This window comes from Methylobacterium sp. P5_C11 (assembly GCF_054049775.1).
In genome coordinates, this window is sequence record NZ_JBFULS010000011.1 from 1 (window position 1) to 19,085 (window position 19,085).

The window sequence follows — 19,085 nt, forward strand, 5'->3', positions numbered from 1 at the left end:
GAGCGCGGCGTCTTCGGTCCCATCGCCGCGTCATGCACGAAGGCTCGCTTACGCCACTTCGCGACTGTCTTGGGGTTCAGTCCATGCTGGGCGGCAAGATCTTTGAGCGGAGCTTTCGATCGCTGTAGCGTTGCTCTGACCGCGTGCGTGGTCGTGGCGCAGCCGTGAAGAACCTGTCCCATAACGCCTCCCGGTGTGCGGCGGTTACAGCTAAATTGATGCCACCACACCGCGGGACTGCACAACTAGCACCCTCGGTCTTTTCAAGCGATCAGCCCAGTCGGAAATCGGCTGGCGAGGTCACGTCACCTCTCCGTGATAATCCGCTCCAGCGGAATGTCGTGCGACTGCGGGCAAATCGTTTCCAGGCGTCCGAGTTCGAAGCCGACACCAACGGTGCGTGGCCTCTCCGGCATTGCGGCAATTGTCCGGTCGTAAAACCCGCCGCCATAGCCGAGCCGGTAGCCCTGACTATCAAACCCAACCAGCGGCACCACGAGGAGGTCTGGGAAAACTGCCTCGCCCGACTCAGGCATCGCGATCTTCCAAGTTCCTTGCACCATCAGGCTGCCAGGGGACCACTCACGGAAGACGAGCGGCTGCCCGCGCTCGACGATCACCGGCAGAGCAAGGCGTGAGCCGCGCTCCCGCATCGCGGTGAGAACGGCTCGTGGATCATACTCGCCCCGGAACGGCCAATAGAAGCCAATCAGCCTGCCGGCGTACGGCACAAGAGCCGCTTCCAGTGCCCGGCCGATCCTCTCGCTCCAGGCGGACCGATCCTCGGCCGAAATGCTGGTACGCCGCGCGATCAGTCTGTCCCGGGTTTCCTTACGCCAGTCACGGATCGTCGGCCAATCCGCATTGGCGGCTGGCCAAGCCGGACCTGGGCCGGTGACCTCACACACCTCATTCACGGAACTCATGGTCTCGCTCCCGCCGCTCCCGTGTTGCTGCCTATGAAACGCGATCGGTCAGTGCAGGTGCATACCGTGCCGCATCGGCTATTGCCCGCCGAAGGCGCGCAAGGGCCGTCCCGCTTCCGAGCGGTGCATCATCACGGCCGTTCCTGCAGCATCATCGATCGCGGCAAGCCGAGGCCCCACGGCTGCATGGAGTGACATCTCGCTGCGATCCAGAACGAGGTTGACGCGCTCGCACCATTCACTGTCGGGGCTGTTCGCTGCTTCTGCTTCCCGAAGCGCCTCGGCGATCACCTGACGAACCTCCTTCACGAGTTGGCGTGTCAATGGTGGCCGAGTTTTAGCAGCATACGCCTCGCTGATGATGCCGGCCCACTTGTCTGCCGTTCGACCAGGGTGTGTGCCCATGCGCCCTCCCTCGTGTCTCGAAATGTACTCAATATTCAAATCGGTCCTGAGTGATTACGCCTGCATTGGGCATTTAATACACTTATCGCGAACCGAAGCCAGCTCTTGGGTACAACAGCGATTCCACGACGAAAATAGGCCGAGGTAAGAACCGTACAGCTTCTCGCAGTTCTCGAGAGGCGATTTACATAAACGGGGCAACCGACCCGCGCCTGTCCTCGGTACGGTTACGGTGAGCGATAGGATTGCGCGCCAGGGTAGCTGCAAGTGACGGCCGCCGACATGGGCACGGGAAGCGATGGATCATCCGCTTCAGTTGAATTCCAGGCGGCCGGTTCGCGCGTATCCCGGCCATTCGCATACCCGATGCGGAGATGACGGGATGGCGGATGAACCGGAAACCTGATGTCTGTTGACAATCGATGCGCCGACCGCTTCTCGCTCCGGTGTCACCCCCGTTCCTCAGGACAATATCGAGGATGGAAGCGGCCTGCCTTCATGAACAGGCGTTCTCGACCTTTGAGAACACGGTCGTTTCGAGCGCGATGTGACAGTCCACGGCCTGCGGCTGCGAACACCGTTCGACGGCATGGAAGACCGCGTGGATCTCCTCGGCCGTCTTTTCGTCGGCGCGGACGAGACGCCCTGTCCAGGCCGTGATTTCCTGTGGCGACGACGTGCTGGTCACGAAGCCGATGATGTCGCCCTCGGCCGTGCCGACGAGGATGCGGCTTCGATACGTCTGCGAAAAACCGGGATTGGCGGCGGTGTAGGTTCCGGAGACGGCCTCGCCCATCTGGAGGAGGCGAAGTTCCGCGCCTGCTTGGCTCCGCCAGACACCATCGAACATTGTTGCCCAAGCCCGCCGATCGAGCGGCCGTTCGCACGGCCAATCACAAGCGATATAGCAGATTTGATATAACGGAAGCCCGAGCCCGGCAATGCTCCAGCGCGGTCTGTGTCTGGCGAAGTTCTGAGTACAGCTTTGCTACCAAAGGGCTTCGTACGGATGGAACCGCACGAAGTCGCCCGGCACGACCTCGATCCGGCCCTCCTCCAGCTCCACGAGGCCGTCGGTTTCGGTGAGCGATGACAGCATGCCCGCGCCGTCGCGCTGGAACTTCCGGGCTTCCCAGGTGCCGTCGGCGTCCTGAGCGAGGCTGGCCCTGACGAACTCCCTGCGGCCCGCGCGCTTCCGATAGGAGAAGGCCGCCCTAATGGTGAATCCGCGCGGCGGCGCGTGAGCCTCGCCGGCGAGCCGGGCGAGGAGCGGCCGGACGACGAACACCAGGGTGACGTAGACAGCCACCGGGTTGCCCGGCAGGCCCAGGAACGGCTTGCCGTCGATCATGCCCATCGCGACCGGCCGTCCCGGCTTGATCCCCAGCCTCCAGAACACGAGGCGCCCGATCGTCTCCACGGCGGTCTTCACGTGATCCTCGTCGCCGGTCGACACGCCGCCCGAAGTCAAAATCACGTCATGCTCGGCGGCCGCCGCCGAGAGCCTCGCCGCGAGTGCCGCCGGATCGTCACGGATGACGCCGAGGTCACGCGCCGCGACGCCCATCCGCCGGAGAAGAGCAAGCAGCAGGATGCGGTTCGAGTCGTAGATCGCGCCTGGCCTCAAGGGCGCCCCCGGCTCGACGAGCTCATTGCCCGTCGAGAACACGCCGACCCGCAGGGTGCGGCGGACCTTCAGCGTGCGCAGGCCGACCGCGGTCGCCAGAGCCAGGTCCTGCGGCCGGAGACGCCGGCCGGCCGGGATGATCGACGAGCCCTTCGCTGCGTCCTCGCCGGCGTCGCGGCTGTTGGCGCCCCGCTTCAGCCCGAGCGGCAAGGACACCCGGCCGTCGGGCAGGACGTTGACGTCCTCCTGCATGAAGACGGTGTCGGCCTCCGCCGGCATCGGGGCCCCGGTGAAGATCCGGATGGCCGAGCCCGCCACCGACACGCCTTCGGACGAGCCGCCGGCCGCGACGACCGCGCCGACCGGCAGGACCGTCGCATCGGAGGCGCGCAGGTCCGTGAAACGGACCGCGTAGCCGTCGACGGCCGAGTTGGGGAACGGCGGGACGTCGATGGGCGCAACGCAATCCTCGGCCAGGATGCGACCGTCGGCGTCATCGACGGGAACGTCCTCGGTGCCGACGATCGCTACGAGCCGCTCGCCGAATAGGGCGTGCGCGTCCTCGATGGTCATCAGAGGGCCACCGAACGCGAAGCAGTCGCCGCTGAGCTGGGCCATCCGGCTAGAGCCTCCCGAGGACGTCTTCGAAGGGGACAGCCACGTCGAGCATCAGCCCCGTCACCGCCTTCGTGTCGTTCAAATCTACGACGGGAATGCCCGATGCCGGAAATTCGACGTCGCTCACGATGCCCACGATGGTGGTGTCCAGAGGATGGATGGGCGGGCGGCCGTTGTCGACGCGATGGACCTCGATCTTGGGGATCGGCTCCCGCTTGTACCCTTCCACGATAATGAGGTCGCAGGGGCTGATCCGCCGCAGGAGCTGACCCAGGGTCGCTTCCTCCGCGTCACCCAGCTCGTGGACCTGCGCCCATCGGCGGCCCGACGAGACCAGGACCTCGCTAGCCCCCGCCTTGCGGTGCTCGTAGGAGTCCTTCCCGGGCTGGTCTGTGTCGAAGTCGTGATGTGCGTGCTTGAGGGTCGCGACCTTCACCCCGCGCGCGACGAGCACGGGGATGGCCCGAACCAGGAGGGTGGTCTTTCCGGCCCCGCTCCAGCCGGCAAGTCCGATTACGCGCATGCCGGACACCGCTGACCGCCTCCCCCGTGATGTTTCCACTGCCCCGCTCGACCACTCAGGGCAAGCGTGCGCCATGTCGTCGGGACGCGTGACCCTCGCCCCACGCAAATTGAAACGACTTCAAAAACGATATAACACCTCCGCTATAACGCGTGCCATGTGGCATGCCACCGGCGAACGCCACGCTAACGGACCCGAACGGGCACGCCATGCACGACTTCGACCTTCCCTGGATCGCGCAGGCATGAACATGGGCGACGCATCCCCTGCGGCGGACTGGGCCGCCATCGTGACGGACGCCTACTGCGTCGATGCGAAACCGCCGCTCACGCAGGAGCTTGCGGACCGCGTTCGCGCCGCGCTCGCGAGGACGGTCGATTCCCCGACCGGAGAGGCGCCGAATTCCCTAATGGACCACCTGAACGCCACCCTCGACGCGTTCGAGATCGAGCTTCGCTCCGTCGTCGGCCCCAGGATTACGTCCCTGGACCAGGGGACGGGAGCCGTTGAGATGAAACATCGGTCCGAGGCCGGTCAGCCGCTTCGGGCCTTCGGCGGCCAGTAGGACCCGACCGGACCTCGGGACGCAGCGACCACCCGCCCCAGCAGTTGGAAATCAGATACCGCATGAGTGAGGCACCGGGGACAGTCAGGAACTTTTCGCATCCCGGTCGGGGGCGGAACAAGGCGCGCAGCGTACCCAAGGGGCGCCAGGTCGAGCCGCGGGCGAAGGTCGAGATCGAGGAGCTTCTCGGCTCCCGCTCGCGCCAGCGCGACCTGCTCATCGAGTACCTCCACCTGATCCAAGACACCTATGGCCAGATCAGCGCCGAGCATCTAGCGGCGCTGGCCGACGAGATGGCCCTGGCCTTCGCCGAGGTGTTCGAGACCGCGACCTTCTACGCGCATTTCGACGTCGTGAAGGAGGGTGACGCCTCGATCCCGCGGCTGACCGTCCGGGTCTGCGACAGCATCACCTGCGCGATGTTCGGCGCCGAGGAGTTGCTGGAGACGCTCCAGCGGGAACTCGCCTCCGACGCCGTCCGCGTCGTGCGCGCGCCCTGCGTGGGCCTGTGCGACCACGCGCCCGCCGTCGAGGTCGGGCACAACTTCCTGCACAAGGCCGACCTCGCCTCCGTGAGGGCCGCGGTCGAGGCCGGCGACACGCACGCCCACATCCCGGACTACGTCGACTACGAGGCCTATCGGGCCGCCGGCGGGTACGCGACCCTCGACCGGCTCCGCAGCGGGGACCTTCCGGTCGACGACATCCTGAAGGTGCTCGACGACGGCGGCCTGCGCGGCCTCGGCGGCGCGGGCTTCCCGACGGGGCGCAAGTGGCGCTCGGTGCGTGGCGAGCCCGGGCCCCGCCTGATGGCGGTCAACGGGGACGAGGGCGAGCCCGGCACCTTCAAGGACCAGCTCTACCTCAATACCGACCCGCACCGCTTCCTCGAAGGCATGCTGATCGGCGCCCACGTCGTCGAGGCGCCGGAAGTCTACATCTACCTGCGTGACGAATACCCGATCTCCCGTGAGATCCTGACGCGCGAGATCGCGAAGCTCCCCGAGGGTGGCCCGCGCATCCATCTGCGCCGCGGCGCCGGCGCCTATATCTGCGGCGAGGAATCCTCGATGATCGAGTCCCTCGAGGGCAAGCGCGGCCTGCCGCGGCACAAGCCGCCGTTCCCGTTCCAGGTCGGCCTGTTCAACCGTCCGACGCTGATCAACAACATCGAGACGCTGTTCTGGGTCCGCGACCTGATCGAGCGGGGCGGGGCGTGGTGGAAGAGCCACGGCCGCAACGACCGCGTCGGCCTGCGCTCGTACTCGGTCTCGGGGCGCGTGAAGGAACCGGGGGTGAAGCTCGCCCCGTCCGGCCTCACCATCCAGGAACTCATCGACGAGTATTGCGGCGGCATGGCGGACGGCCACACCTTCGCGGCCTACCTGCCGGGCGGCGCGTCGGGCGGCATCCTGCCAGCGTCGATGAACGACATCCCGCTCGATTTCGGGACGCTGGAGAAGTACGGCTGTTTCATCGGCTCCGCCGCCGTCGTGGTCCTGTCGGACCGGGACGATGTGCGCGGCGCCGCGTTGAACCTGATGCGATTCTTCGAGGACGAGAGCTGCGGGCAGTGCACCCCCTGCCGTTCGGGGACCCAGAAGGCCCGCATCCTGATGGAGCAGGGCGTCTGGGACACCGAGCTCCTGGGCGAATTGTCCCAGTGCATGCGGGACGCCTCGATCTGCGGCCTCGGCCAGGCCGCCTCGAACCCCCTCAGCAGCGTCATCAAGTACTTCCCGGACCTGTTCCCCGCGCCACACGCCGCGGCGGCCGAGTGAGGGAACCGATGGCGCCCGCGAACCCTATCCCGATGCCCGAGCCAGGAGCGGCCGCATGAGCAACGCCCCCGAACAGCGCGGCGACAAGACCGAGAAGCCCGAGATCCGGGCCGACGGGCTGCAGGATGCCGGCGGCCCCGCGCAGGGCCCGAAGCCGGGGGCCGGCGGCTCCTACTCGGAAGGCGCGAAGGCGGGCGGCCAGGCGGCCCCGGAGCCGTCGGGCCTGCACGATCTGAAGGGGCGGCCGACCGCACCGCCGACCATCGCTTTCGAGCTGGACGGACAGCAGGTCGAGGCCTGCCCCGGCGAGACGATCTGGGCCGTCGCCAAGCGCCTCGGCACCCACATCCCACACCTCTGCCATAAGCCCGAGCCCGGCTACCGCCCGGACGGCAACTGCCGCGCCTGCATGGTCGAGATCGAGGGCGAGCGCGTGCTGGCCGCCTCGTGCAAGCGCACGCCGGCCGTGGGCATGAAGGTCAAGACTGCGACCGAGCGCGCCACCAAGGCCCGCGCCATGGTGCTCGAACTGCTCGTGGCCGACCAGCCCGAGCGCGAGACCTCGCACGACCCGACCTCGCACTTCTGGGTTCAGGCCGACTTCCTCGACGTCTCCGAGAGCCGCTTCCCTGCGGCCGAGCGCTGGACCGGCGACTTCAGCCACCCGGCCATGAGCGTCAATCTCGACGCCTGCATCCAGTGCAACCTCTGCGTCCGCGCCTGCCGCGAGGTCCAGGTCAACGACGTCATCGGCATGGCGTACCGCTCGGCCGACGCCAAGATCGTGTTCGACTTCGACGACCCGATGGGCGGCTCGACCTGCGTGGCCTGCGGCGAGTGCGTCCAGGCCTGTCCGACCGGCGCGCTGATGCCGTCCGCCTACCTCGACGCCGAGCACAACACCCGGACGGTCTATCCCGACCGCGAGGTGACCTCGCTGTGCCCCTATTGCGGCGTCGGCTGCCAGGTCTCCTACAAGGTGAAGGACGAGAAGATCGTCTACGCCGAGGGCGTTGACGGTCCGGCGAACCACAACCGGCTCTGCGTGAAGGGGCGCTTCGGCTTCGACTACGTCCACCATCCCCACCGCCTGACGGCGCCGCTGATCCGCCTGGACAACGTCGCGAAGGATGCCAACGACCAGGTCGACCCGGCCAATCCGTGGACGCACTTCCGCGAGGCGACCTGGGAGGAGGCGCTCGACCGCGCCGCCGGCGGCCTCAAGACGATTCGCGACACCCACGGCCACAAGGCGCTTGCCGGGTTCGGCTCCGCGAAGGGCTCGAACGAGGAGGCCTACCTCTTCCAGAAGCTGGTGCGGCTCGGGTTCGGCTCGAACAACGTCGACCATTGCACCCGGCTGTGCCACGCCTCGTCGGTGGCCGCCCTCATGGAGGGCCTGAACTCGGGCGCCGTGTCGGCGCCGTTCTCGGCGGCGCTCGACGCCGAGGTCATCATCGTGATCGGCGCCAACCCGACCGTGAACCACCCGGTCGCGGCGACCTTCCTCAAGAACGCCGTGAAGCAGCGTGGCGCCAAGCTGATCGTCATGGATCCGCGCCGGCAGGTGCTGTCGCGGCATGCCTACAAGCACCTCGCGTTCAAGCCCGGCTCGGACGTGGCGATGCTCAACGCAATGCTCAACGTGATCATCGAGGAGCGGCTCTACGACGAGCAGTACATCGCCGGCTACACCGAGAACTTCGAGGCGCTCAAGGAGAAGATCGTCGAGTTCACGCCGGAGAAGATGGCCTCGGTCTGCGGCATCGACGCGGAGACGCTGCGCGAGGTCGCCCGGCTCTACGCCCGCGCCAAGTCCTCGATCATCTTCTGGGGCATGGGCATCAGCCAGCACGTCCACGGTACGGACAACTCGCGCTGCCTGATCGCGCTCGCCCTCATCACGGGGCAGATCGGGCGCCCCGGCACCGGCCTGCATCCGCTGCGCGGCCAGAACAACGTGCAAGGCGCGTCCGACGCCGGCCTGATCCCGATGGTCTATCCGGACTACCAGTCGGTCGAGAAGGCCGCGGTGCGCGAGATGTTCGAGGAGTTCTGGGGTCAGAAGCTCGACCCGCAGAAGGGTCTCACCGTCGTCGAGATCATGCGCGCGATTCACGCCGGCGAGATCAAGGGCATGTTCGTCGAGGGCGAAAACCCTGCGATGTCCGACCCCGACCTGAACCACGCCCGGCACGCTTTGGCGATGCTCGACCACCTCGTCGTCCAGGACCTGTTCCTGACGGAGACCGCCTTCCACGCCGACGTGGTGCTGCCCGCCTCCGCTTTTGCCGAGAAGGCCGGCACCTTTACCAACACCGACCGTCGCGTACAGATCTCGCAGCCGGTGGTATCGCCGCCGGGCGACGCGCGGCAGGATTGGTGGATCATCCAGGAACTGGGAAAGCGCCTCGGCCTGCCCTGGAACTACGGAGGCCCGGCCGACATCTTCCGCGAAATGGCTCAGGTGATGCCGTCGTTCAATAACATCACCTGGGAGCGCCTGGAGCGGGAAGGCGCCGTGACCTACCCGGTCGACGCGCCGGACAAGCCTGGCAACGAGATCATCTTCTACGCCGGATTCCCGACGGAGAGTGGGCGCGCCAAGATCGTCCCGGCCGCCATCGTACCGCCGGACGAGGTGCCGGACGAGGAATACCCAATGGTCCTGTCGACCGGTCGCGTGCTGGAACACTGGCACACTGGCTCGATGACCCGGCGCGCCGGCGTCCTCGACGCGCTGGAGCCCGAGGCGGTCGCCTTCCTGGCCCCGAAGGAGCTCTACCGGCTCGGGTTGGAGCCCGGCGATACGATGAAGCTGGAGACGCGCCGCGGCGCCGTCCACCTGAAGGTGCGCTCCGACCGCGATGTGCCGGTCGGCATGATCTTCATGCCGTTCTGCTACGCCGAGGCCGCAGCCAACCTGCTGACGAACCCGGCGCTCGATCCCATGGGCAAGATCCCCGAGTTCAAGTTCTGCGCGGCCCGGGCCTCCGCCGTCCACGCGACGCCCATGGCTGCCGAGTAGGCGGCTGGACCTCCGGCGGCGCGCTCAGGCGTGCCGCCGGACCTTGACGGCGGCATCAGGAGGATGTGGCGGGCAGCGCTGGAAGCAGCAGGCTTGCCGGCACCAAGCCAAGGGCTACCTGGCCGGGCCGACGCACAACCTCAAGACTCTGCTACCGATGGATCCCGCCTCCACGCGACGTCCTCGATCCTAGGAGTCGGGCTTCATCAGCGAAGCGAGAAGGTCAAGTTCTCCCGCGACGGCCTCCGAGGCGAGCCGCTCCATGCGCAGGTAACTATCGAGGATGGCATTGCCCGTGCTCGTCAGGGTTGCGCCCCCGCCTCTCCGTCCCCCCTTGCTCGCGGAGACGAGCGGCTCCTGAAACGCCTTATTCAACGTATCGATGAGGTACCAAGCTCGCTTGTAGCTCATGCCCATCCGGCGCCCTGCGGCGGCGATGGAGCCGGTGTCGTGGATGCCGCTCAGAAGGGCGACCTTGCCCGGTCCCAGCAAGGTGTCCGAGCCGAGCTCGATCCTCAAACTGATGCTCGTGTCCCCGCCCAATGCCCACCGCCGCTTCGATGGAGGCCCCAGCGCCTCGCAGGCGTCCCTACGCGAAACGGCATCGTCGATCATCTCGGCGAGCGACAGGACCGTCCGTTTCGTTCCACGAAGGTGAGCCCAACTTATCGCGGGTCGGCGGATGCGGGCTTATGCGATCTTGGCCGGGTTGGTCGGGGGCATGCCGCCCGCAACAAGGCCGGCAAGCCACCATGCGCTCGTCACGAGGTTTTTGCGGCGGGCGAGAAGCCCAGATCGCGCAGCGCCGCGGCCGTCTCTGGCTCGCCGAGCAGTCTCAGGAAGGCCGCAAGCGCCGGCATCCCCTTGGCGTGCTCGCAATACGCTAGGTCGTAATCCTCTTCCATCAGCGGATGGAAGCCTAGCCCATAGGCATGCGCGACGCTTGCTATGGCCACGCCCCAGTCCGCCCTGCCTTGCGAGACCGCCGCGGCGACGGCGTTATGCGAGCGCGGCTGATTCCAGAACCCCGCCGGCCGGGCACCCTTCAGCAGCCCGTCAACGAGCAGGCGCGTGCCCGATCCGGCGTTGCGGTTGACCATCACGACGTCGGGGCCGGAGAGCGCGGCGGTGACCGCCTCCGCGGCCTCCCGACCTTCGAACCTAGTGTCTCCAAGGCGAAACACGAGGCCCTGGAGACGGCGCCAACCGGGCACGAGGGCCATTCCTTCGGCGAGGAACGGGGAATTGTACCGGCCCGTCTCGGGATCGAAGAGGTGCATGGCGGCGATGTCGCATTCGCCGCGCCGCAGGGCGGCAAGGCCACCGGCAGATCCAACCCAGATCGTGCGGGCGCGGTACCCTCGCTCGGCGAGTAGGCCGACCACCCGGTCCAGACCGATGCAATGGCTGCCGACGATCGTCAGATCGGGCGCCCGTACGCCGACGCCCAGGCGAACCACGGTGACGTCCTCTCCGGCCTCGACGCCTGCGCGCGCGGCTGGAACCGCGAAGAACCCGTCCGCCTGCGAGAAGGCGGTGACCGAACCCGAGCCCTTCGGCAGCGGCAAGGCTATCGTCCCCTTGGAACCGAGGGCGAGCGAGGTCATCACGAACTCAGTGCGACCAAGCTCGGAGGGCACCCGTTGGGACACGCGCGCCTCAATCGCCTCGTCCTCCCGCGGCGGCAACCCGGCAAGCGCCCGCACGAACGGAACGACGAAGTCGTGAAAGGTGAACATCGCGGAGGTGGGGAATCCCGGCAGGACGACGATCGGCCTTTCCTGAGCCACCGCCACGCAGAGCGGCTTCCCGGGCTTCAAGGCCACGCCGTGGAACAGGATTCCCGGCTCGCCGAGGCAAGACAGCACACGGTGCGAGACGTCGCCGGCACCTTTGGACGTGCCTCCCGAGAGCACGACGAGGTCGCTGTCCCGCAGGGCGGATCGGAGGGCTGCCTCAAGGACGGCAGCATCGTCGCGTACGATCCCGAGCCGAACCGGTACCCCGCCGTTCTCGGTCACCGCGGCCGCGATGATCGCGCCGTTCGAGTCGTAGATCGCGCCTTCGGGCAAGGGCTCGCCCGGTCTGACCAACTCGTCCCCCGTGGAAAGGACCGCGACGCGCGGGCGTCTGGTGACGTCGACGGCCGCTAGGCCGCACGCCGCCAGCATGCCGATTTCGCGGGCGGTGATCCGCGCTCCCTTGCGCAGCACCGTCTCGCCGCGTGCCATGTCGGCCCCGGCATATCCCACGAATTGCGCGGGCCGAACCGCGCTGAGAACATCGACGGCGAAGCTCCGGGCGTCGAACTCCGAGTGCTCGACCATCACCACGGCGTCAGCACCGCGAGGGATCATGCCGCCGGTGGAGATCGGCGTCGCCGTTCCGGGCTGGACGACGATTTTCGGCGCGACGCCGCAGGCAAGGATCTCGCGGTTCAGCGTGAGACGCCGCGGGCTCGCCGGTCCGGCTCCTTCCGTGTCGGTCGCGCGCAGGGCGAAACCATCCACCAGGGAACGGTCGAAGGGCGGAACGTCCATGGGCGAGGCGACGTCGCGGGCGAGCACGCGCCCGAGCGCTTCTTCCAAGGGCACCCTCTCGGAAGGCAGGCGCCTGTGCGGGACCGCCGCCCGGAACTTTGCGAGCGCATCGTCCCGGCTCATCACCCTGAGAAACTGCTCCTGGCTCGAGGCCGCGGCAAGGCGCTCGGCGAAATCCGCCGCCTCGTCCCGGTCTGCGTCGGGGCTCACAGGGTCCAAACCTCTGCCTCCTCGCCGGCCCGGAAGCCTTCGCTTTCCGGCTCGACCACGATGATGCCGTCCGCCTGCACCAACCGACTGAGCGGAAGGCCGGCTCCGCCGAGTGGCTCGACGCCATCCGCCCCGCTTCGGACGAAGACGACCTCGGACAGACCGATCGACGAGACGATCTTCCGTAAAAGGACCTGCCGCCGCGGCAAGCGGTCCTGCGCGCCGCCGAGCCGCGCGATGAGAGGACGGCCGAGGGCCAAGAACGCGGCGAGCGCCGCCTCGGGACGCCCGGGTACCAGAAGAACCGGCTTGCCGGCTGCGGAGCCGACGGCGGTGGTTTCCCCAGGCCGCATTGCGATGCCGTGCGCGCGGACTTCTCCGGCGAGGGCGAGGGCCGCCGCGCTGTGGTCCGAGCGGCCGAAACCGCTGCCGCCGATCACCAGCACCGCGTCCGCCGTGCCGCCGCGGAGGGCCTCGGCGATGTGCTGGATCCCTTTAGCGCGAACGGCCTCGGTCGCCGCGCCTGCTCGCGCGATCAGACGCGAGAGCAGGGGCGACACGGTATCGAGGCTGGTCGCCCCCGCGGTGACGACGCGCAAAAGTGGCTGACGGACGTCCACCGCCTTGAGGCCGATCGCCTCCAAGACGAGCAGGTGAAGCGGCTCGATCCGGGTGCCCGCCTCGATCAGCCTCTCGCTGCCAGCGACGTCGTCGCCCGTGCCGCACACACCTTCCCGCGTGGCGATGTCCGCGACGACCATGCCGTCCACAAATCCCTCCGGGGGCAGGACGGCATCGGTGCCGGACGGCAGCGGCTGTCCGGCCTCGACCCATGGCGGTGGTCGCGCCAGGAAGATCGGTGCGTAGGCCGACGCGCCGCCCACCGCAGCGGCCTCGACCGCGAAGCCGTCTCGCATCGCCGTCAGGCCCGCGGGCACGGCGGCGTGCGCCACGACCGCTCCTGCGGCTACGCGTCCGAGCGCCGCTGCGAGCGTAACCGTCGCGGGGGCGACGAGAGAAGCCTCGCCGCTCAGCAGGTTTGCCGCCTCCCGAAGCGGGATTAGCGCCGAGGACGCATTCCGGATCATCGTGGCGGCGATGCGCCATCCGGGTTCGATGATCAAGGGCCGGCGTGGCGGTCGACCCGGCGTGCGCCGCGTTCGAGTACCGGAAGAAGTCGCGTCGGCGAGAATACGTGCGGCTCTGTCTGGAGCGCCCCCGCAAAGGGGACGGCGTGCTCACAGCCCTGAAGGAGAGCGATGGCCGCGTCGAACGTCCCGACGAGACGACAACGGTCGCCCCGGGCGATATGCTCACCGACTATCCGCGCGCGCTCCCCTGGTAGGCATGACAGGTCCATTCGGCCGAACCTGCGTTTCAAGGTCGGACTCATCGGCTGGTCTCGTCACCCGCCTCGTCCCAGTCCTGAGGACCGCCCCGGGCGCATGATGCAGACGCTCCAGGAAATCCTGTCCCGCCTGCTCAGTCTGGATCGCGACGTGCTGGCGATCGCGTGGCTGTCGCTGCGAGTCAGCCTCACCGCCGTCGGCATCGGTCTCGTGCTCGGCATACCCCTGGGTGCGTTCGTGGCTGTCGCCCGATTTCCCGGACGCGGCGCCGCGGTCGGCCTGCTGAACGCGTTCATGGGGCTGCCGCCGGTGCTCGTCGGCCTCGCGCTCTACCTCGTCCTTTCCCGCTCCGGTCCGCTCGGACCGCTCGGCCTGCTGTTCACCCCCGGCGCGATGATCGCCGCACAGGCGACGCTCGCGACGCCGCTCGTCGCCGCCCTGACGCAGCAGGTCGTCGCCGACGCCCGGGTGCATCTCGGGGAGCAGTTGCGCTCCCTCGGTCTCTCCGCGCCGCGTCAGGCCGGCGCGATGATCTACGACGTGCGCTTCTCCCTCGTGACCGCGGCGCTCGCCGCGTTCGGCCGGGCGATCTCGGAGATCGGAGCTGTCCTCGTCGTCGGCGGGAACATCGACGGGTATACCCGTACGATGACGACGGCGATCTCGCTGGAGACCCAGAAGGGCGATCTCAGCCTCGCCCTGGCGCTCGGCCTCGTGCTGATCGGCCTCGTTCTGGTGGTGAACGTCGCCGTGGCCTTGCTCCGGCGGCACGCCGCGCGAGTGTATGGATGAGCGCGACGCCGGCCATCCGCCTCGAAGACGTGACTCTGTCCCTCGACGGGCGAACGGTGCTCGACCATCTCTGCCTTGAGGTCGCTCGGGGCAGCGTCACGGCCATCATCGGCCCGAACGGAGCGGGCAAGAGCGTCACCCTCAGGATCATCGACGGGCTCCTGCGACCCGACAGCGGAACGGTACGGGTCGGCCCGCACCGGCGGGCCTTCGTGTTTCAGCGGCCCGCGCTGATCCGCGCAACCGCGGCCGCAAACGTCGCGCTGGCTCTCGGAGGCTTGCCCCGTCCTTCGCGCGCCGCGCGGGTGCAGGAGGCGCTCGCCCGGGTCCGCCTCGCGGAGCGTTCACGCGATGCCGCGACGCGGTTCTCCGGCGGCGAGCAGCAGCGGCTGGCGCTGGCCCGCGCCTGGGCGGTCGAACCCGACCTGCTTCTCCTCGACGAGCCGACCGCGAACCTCGACCCCGCCTCGACCGAGATCGTCGAGGGACTGGTGTCCGCGATGGCGCGGGCGGGTACCACGGTGGTGCTCGTCTCCCACAATCTCGGGCAGGTGGCGCGCCTCGCCGACACGGCGATCGTGCTGGCCTCCGGCCGCGCCGTCGAGCATGGTCCATCCCGCCAGATCCTGTTCTCGCCGCGCACGACCGAGGCGCGGGCCTACCTCGCTGGGGAATTGCCGTGGATCCCTTCCGTCGCCGCCTCCTGATCCTGGGATTGGCCGCGCTCCTGAGCGCGGCCGGCCTCCTGCCATCGGCCGACGCCGAACCGGTCTCGATCATCGTCGCCTCGACGACCTCGACCGAGCAGTCCGGCCTGTTCAAGCACATCCTCCCGCCCTTCCGGGAGACGTCAGGGATCGACGTGAAGGTCGTCGCTCTGGGCACGGGCCAAGCGCTCGACGCGGCGCGCCGCGGCGATGCCGACGTGGTGCTGGTGCACGACCGTCCGGCCGAGGACAAGTTCCTCGCAGAGGGCTTCGCGAAGACGCGGTACGACGTGATGTACAACGACTTCGTGCTGATTGGCCCGGCCTCCGATCCGGCCGGCGTGCGCGGCCTGGGCGTCCGCGAGGCCTTCGCCAAGCTCGCGGCCAGCAAGGCGGCGTTCGTGTCGCGCGGTGACCGGTCGGGCACACACAGCGCCGAGCTGCGCAGCTGGAAGGAGGCAGGCGTCGATCTCGCGGCCGTGCGCGGCCCTTGGTACCGGGATGTCGGCCAGGGCATGGGTCCCGCGCTCAACGCGGCCTCAGCTCTCGGCGCCTATATCCTCGCCGACCGGGGGACATGGCTCGCGTTCAAGAATCGCGCCGACTTGGTCATCCTGGTTCAGGGGGACCGGAGCCTGTTCAATCCCTACGGCGTGATGCTGGTGAACCCCGACAGGCACCCTGGCGTGAAGGCGAAGCAGGGACAGGCCTTCATCAACTGGCTTGTCTCACCGGAGGGCCAGCAGGCGATCGCGGGATACAAGGTCGGCGGCGAACAGCTGTTTTTCCCAAGCGCCGACGCGCCTGTGACGCGCTGACCCGGTATTCGCGCGTTGGAGGGCCGGACTGGCATTGGCATCGACGCGCGCTATCCCGGGTACTGACACGCGGCGACCAGGTATGCTGTGCGCTTTCCACGGTTCGTCGTCGAAAGCACCAACTCAGCAGCTTACGGCCCGATAGGCGCTTTCGGCATCGCGCTCGCGGGCCGCGACAGCACCGCCGCGATGTCAGCCTCCCAAGGTTCACCGGGGGACGCATTCCGGTTCCGCAACGTTCTCCTCAAGGCGCAGCGCGCATGTCCGCGCCAGCTCAAGAGCCGACATGGCTGGGCGGCTGGGAGAATGCCTATGCCCACGACGATCAGACGCGTTGAACTCGCGCAAGCCGCTCTCGACGCTTACCTCCACGCCGAGGGCGCTGACCGGCGTTGGACCGGTGGTGTGCCCGCCTGCGAGATCGTAGACTTGATCACCGACTTGCTGCTTCTCGCGAGAACTCGGGGGTATGATCCCTGCTCAGTCCTCAGCAAGGCGAAACGTCATGTGGAAGCTGAGACTGGAGAGCGCAGCTGAATGCGCTCTGCTGACTCTGGCCGCTCAGGGCACCGAGGGTGTCCGCGGTTCTCCGACGGGACAGACCTGATTACTGCTTGGTCCTCATCCTGCCAGATTTTGGGCCATGCGGCGTCACCTGCATTGCTGTCTGTCGTTTAAATTTCGGATAAAATCAGCCCGGACTGTAATATTCGAAACGCAAGATGGGTAGAAATACCAGATTGCCTGTGTGGAGACCCGGCCAGGGAGAGATGGCCGAGCGCATTCGTGCCCATGATTGGGCGGCAACACCGCTCGAATCGCTCGAGCACTGGTCGCCGCGCCTCAAGCTCGCTGTCGAGATGGTGCTGGCCAACCCGCTGGTGGCTAGCATTACAGTTGCGTTTTTGGGCTTTTTTGTTTGCTGTTCGTGGTGCTGGGCTTACGCTGTCGACGTCCCTTGTCGGCTGAGGCACGGCGTTTGAGATGGGCGTTTCGGGCGGCCGCCTGATGCGCCCGTCGCCAGAGCGACCATGCGATGACGTGAGCGGGCTGAATGCGCCGCTGTGCCAACCGCACGGCGATGCGGCGGATCTCCTGGATCGACCAGCGGATCAGCGCGCGGGCGGTCTCGGCCGCGCCCGTCTTTTTGGGGGCCGCGCGTTGGCGTGATGGCGGATCACAGCCAGCAGGGCGAAGGCCATCATCACCAAGCTGACGTGCCGGTGCCAGCCGTGCCAGGAACAGGTCTCGTTGTGGGCGAACCCGAGTTCGGTCTTGGCCGTCTCGAACACGTCCTCGATCGCCCAACGCTGGCCCTCGACCGCCGCCAGGGTCGCGACCGACGTGCCGGCCGGGCACCACGTCGTGAAGTACGCCCGCTCGCCGTCAGTCAGGCTGCGGCGGATCAGCAGGCCGCGCGTCCACAGGCCGGCCTGATCGTAGTCGGCACCGTCGAGGTCAGCCAGTTCGCAATAAGCCCAGTCGTACAGCCACGCGCCCTTCGTGCCCTCGCCCGCCGACAGGCGTACCCAGCCAGACGGAGCGAGGCCGTTTGCGATCGCCTCGGCGGTGCCGGCCACCAGCGGCTTGCCGACCCAGGAAGTGAACAGGTGATCGGTCTTGACCCCGAGCACATTCCAGGTGCTTTGCAATCTTGGCCACGGCGTCGATGCGGTGCCGGTTGTTGACCGCTTTGAGCTTCGATCTGTCCAAGGCGACGGTCACCCCGCCGACGAGGTTCAGATCCCGGCACAGCACCACGAACTGCCGACAGATCGCCTGGATTGCAGGTCTTATGTTGCGCCTGAAGTTGGCGATCGCTTTTAGGTCGAGGGCCAGGCGACCGGTCAGCCGCATGACCTCGATGTTGCGCTGCACCTGACGCTCGAGCCGCCGGCTCGACGGCATCCGGCTGAGCTAGCCGTAGAGGTAGAGCTTCAGAAGCGTAGTCGGGTCATAAGCAGGCCGGCCCGTCGCTGCGGTCTCGAAGCGGGTGAAGCCCAGGGTGGCCAGATCGAGTTCGTCGATGAACGTCTCGACGACCCGAACCGGATTGTCCTCGGTGACATGATCGTCCGGCGAACTGAGCAGCAACCGGGCCTGCCGACGGTCCTGCCTTTCGACGAACCGACCCATGCTGGCCTCCGCGGATAAGGCCGCAAGGCTATCTCAAATTTGACTTTTGACACAGTCTCGTCTGAAAGCAGTCGTTCCGTCTACGACCCATGCATCCGCCTAGCCAACCGAGTCCTTTTCTAAGCGGATCGCAATGGGGGCTGTTGATGAAGTGCCCCTGATCTACAGGCACACGGGTCAGTCGCGGTGCGCAACATTGGCTGCGGCTCTTAGGTCGGCCAGCGCGCTGTCGACTTGGCGAAAGAAACTGCCCAGGCCAGCGGCGCCCAAGGTCTGGCAAAGGTCTCCGTTGCCCACCTGTGACGGGATTGCGGCGTCCGTATACCGCGAGCGCAGTGGGCGGGCAGTGATCGCGATCGGAACTGTCCGGGTCGGTACCCGTTTCAGCACCAGCCTGCAACGGTAAGTAGGCCTAATCGATAGAACCGCCGTTGCGGGGAGGCGATGTTCGCCTTCGCTACGCGGTTGCCGCGCAGGTCTCGTGACGCCACCTGCCATCTCTGCGAGGTAGTCCATGGTCGTGTCAACGAAGTTCCTGTCCGCTGTCGCCGTCGCCCTCGGAGTCGGGATTGTCAGCACGAGCGCGTACATGTCCCGCGGTGACGCTCGCAGGGACGTCACGGGGGCATCGCGCGAGGCCACACCCTCTCTGTCTGAGCGCCTGAGGGCTCAGGCACACGGGCGATCGCTGCCCTGGTCGGATCCGGTCAAGACCGCCGCGATCCCAGCCGCCTCTCCGAAGCTCCGGTTCACCTCCGGTCCTCCTGACGAGCCCGTGGAGAGAGCCAAGTCGCCTGCGAGCGAGGAAAGGCGTCCCGCTACGCAGGCCACCCTGCCGACTGCGCCTGTGCATCCGCCAGATAAGAGAACGGGCCAGTCCCGGATCACGCTCGCTGATAGGGGCTTGCACGCCCGCACAGCGCCCAGTGTCGCGTCGGGCGTACAGGGAACTCGACTCGGGTCCCTGGATGTGCCTCAGCGCGCCCTCAACGAGGACAGTGGACACATCCGGGCTCGGGTCGTCGAAGCTGCCCGCCGCCGCACCCCGAAACCTCATCCC

General features: G+C 67.5%; 17 protein-coding genes and 3 pseudogenes. 8 read left to right on the top strand and 12 right to left on the bottom strand.

Annotated features, from left to right (window positions below; translation table 11 throughout):
• The 6 genes and pseudogenes from ACXJKQ_RS08400 to mobB form a co-directional block, all read right to left on the bottom strand.
• Positions 1 to 182: pseudogene (locus ACXJKQ_RS08400) on the bottom strand (IS481 family transposase); the annotation flags it as partial.
• A gap of 123 nt (positions 183 to 305) precedes the next feature.
• Complete coding sequence (locus tag ACXJKQ_RS08405) at positions 306 to 926, bottom strand: 5-formyltetrahydrofolate cyclo-ligase (RefSeq protein WP_457105310.1); 621 nt, start codon at positions 924 to 926, stop codon at positions 306 to 308.
• 78 nt (positions 927 to 1,004) lie between these two features.
• Entirely contained in the window at positions 1,005 to 1,331 is a 327-nt protein-coding gene (locus ACXJKQ_RS08410) for a hypothetical protein (RefSeq protein ID WP_457105311.1), read from the bottom strand.
• Between the two features lie 496 nt (positions 1,332 to 1,827).
• Positions 1,828 to 2,181, bottom strand: a complete 354-nt coding sequence (locus ACXJKQ_RS08415; RefSeq protein ID WP_457105312.1) for an avidin/streptavidin family protein — start codon at positions 2,179 to 2,181, stop codon at positions 1,828 to 1,830.
• 138 nt (positions 2,182 to 2,319) lie between these two features.
• Complete coding sequence (locus ACXJKQ_RS08420) at positions 2,320 to 3,576, bottom strand: molybdopterin molybdotransferase MoeA (protein WP_457105313.1); 1,257 nt, start codon at positions 3,574 to 3,576, stop codon at positions 2,320 to 2,322.
• 4 nt (positions 3,577 to 3,580) lie between these two features.
• Positions 3,581 to 4,099 (bottom strand): molybdopterin-guanine dinucleotide biosynthesis protein B, encoded by a 519-nt coding sequence (mobB, locus tag ACXJKQ_RS08425; protein WP_457105402.1) that lies wholly within the window; start codon positions 4,097 to 4,099, stop codon positions 3,581 to 3,583.
• Positions 4,100 to 4,349: 250 nt separating this feature from the next.
• Between mobB and ACXJKQ_RS08430 the strand changes: the two genes are divergently transcribed.
• From ACXJKQ_RS08430 to fdhF, 3 genes are all read left to right on the top strand, one after another.
• The gene (locus ACXJKQ_RS08430) at positions 4,350 to 4,664 is read left to right on the top strand and encodes a hypothetical protein (RefSeq protein WP_457105403.1); all 315 of its coding nucleotides are present in this window, start codon (positions 4,350 to 4,352) and stop codon (positions 4,662 to 4,664) included.
• 62 nt (positions 4,665 to 4,726) lie between these two features.
• Entirely contained in the window at positions 4,727 to 6,445 is a 1,719-nt protein-coding gene (locus ACXJKQ_RS08435) for an NAD(P)H-dependent oxidoreductase subunit E (RefSeq protein WP_457105314.1), read from the top strand.
• A gap of 55 nt (positions 6,446 to 6,500) precedes the next feature.
• Entirely contained in the window at positions 6,501 to 9,473 is a 2,973-nt protein-coding gene (gene fdhF / locus ACXJKQ_RS08440) for a formate dehydrogenase subunit alpha (protein ID WP_457105315.1), read from the top strand.
• Positions 9,474 to 9,662: 189 nt separating this feature from the next.
• Here fdhF and ACXJKQ_RS08445 read toward each other — a convergent pair whose 3' ends face one another.
• The 3 genes from ACXJKQ_RS08445 to ACXJKQ_RS08455 all read right to left on the bottom strand — a co-directional run bounded on the left by ACXJKQ_RS08445 (position 9,663) and on the right by ACXJKQ_RS08455 (position 13,311).
• Positions 9,663 to 9,992, bottom strand: coding sequence for a winged helix-turn-helix domain-containing protein (locus tag ACXJKQ_RS08445; protein WP_457105316.1), 330 nt, complete (start codon positions 9,990 to 9,992; stop codon positions 9,663 to 9,665).
• 242 nt (positions 9,993 to 10,234) lie between these two features.
• Positions 10,235 to 12,223, bottom strand: coding sequence for a molybdopterin biosynthesis protein (locus ACXJKQ_RS08450; RefSeq protein ID WP_457105317.1), 1,989 nt, complete (start codon positions 12,221 to 12,223; stop codon positions 10,235 to 10,237).
• Entirely contained in the window at positions 12,220 to 13,311 is a 1,092-nt protein-coding gene (locus tag ACXJKQ_RS08455; RefSeq protein WP_457105404.1) for a molybdopterin-binding protein, read from the bottom strand. The genes ACXJKQ_RS08450 and ACXJKQ_RS08455 overlap by 4 nt, the downstream gene beginning before the upstream one ends.
• A gap of 44 nt (positions 13,312 to 13,355) precedes the next feature.
• Here ACXJKQ_RS08455 and ACXJKQ_RS08460 point away from each other — a divergent pair, with 44 nt between their 5' ends.
• The 5 genes from ACXJKQ_RS08460 (at position 13,356) to ACXJKQ_RS08480 (ending at position 16,872) form a co-directional block, all read left to right on the top strand.
• Positions 13,356 to 13,568, top strand: coding sequence for a hypothetical protein (locus ACXJKQ_RS08460; protein ID WP_457105318.1), 213 nt, complete (start codon positions 13,356 to 13,358; stop codon positions 13,566 to 13,568).
• A 100-nt stretch (positions 13,569 to 13,668) separates the two neighbouring features.
• Positions 13,669 to 14,364: an ABC transporter permease gene (locus ACXJKQ_RS08465; protein WP_457105319.1), complete on the top strand. Its 696-nt coding sequence runs from the start codon at positions 13,669 to 13,671 to the stop codon at positions 14,362 to 14,364.
• Positions 14,361 to 15,071: an ATP-binding cassette domain-containing protein gene (locus tag ACXJKQ_RS08470; RefSeq protein WP_457105320.1), complete on the top strand. Its 711-nt coding sequence runs from the start codon at positions 14,361 to 14,363 to the stop codon at positions 15,069 to 15,071. The genes ACXJKQ_RS08465 and ACXJKQ_RS08470 overlap by 4 nt, the downstream gene beginning before the upstream one ends.
• Complete coding sequence (locus ACXJKQ_RS08475) at positions 15,044 to 15,889, top strand: substrate-binding domain-containing protein (protein WP_457105321.1); 846 nt, start codon at positions 15,044 to 15,046, stop codon at positions 15,887 to 15,889. The genes ACXJKQ_RS08470 and ACXJKQ_RS08475 overlap by 28 nt, the downstream gene beginning before the upstream one ends.
• A 770-nt stretch (positions 15,890 to 16,659) precedes the next feature.
• Entirely contained in the window at positions 16,660 to 16,872 is a 213-nt protein-coding gene (locus ACXJKQ_RS08480) for a hypothetical protein (protein WP_457105322.1), read from the top strand.
• A 129-nt stretch (positions 16,873 to 17,001) separates the two neighbouring features.
• Here the strand turns inward: ACXJKQ_RS08480 and ACXJKQ_RS08485 are convergent.
• From ACXJKQ_RS08485 to ACXJKQ_RS08495, 3 genes and pseudogenes are all read right to left on the bottom strand, one after another.
• A pseudogene (locus ACXJKQ_RS08485) lies at positions 17,002 to 17,523 on the bottom strand (IS701 family transposase); the annotation flags it as partial.
• 142 nt (positions 17,524 to 17,665) lie between these two features.
• Positions 17,666 to 17,797 (bottom strand): annotated as a pseudogene (locus tag ACXJKQ_RS08490) (transposase); the annotation flags it as partial.
• Between the two features lie 9 nt (positions 17,798 to 17,806).
• Positions 17,807 to 18,025 carry a hypothetical protein gene (locus ACXJKQ_RS08495; RefSeq protein WP_457105323.1) on the bottom strand — a complete coding sequence of 73 codons (219 nt, stop codon included), beginning with the start codon at positions 18,023 to 18,025 and terminating at the stop codon, positions 17,807 to 17,809.
• Between the last annotated feature and the right edge of the window lie 1,060 nt (positions 18,026 to 19,085).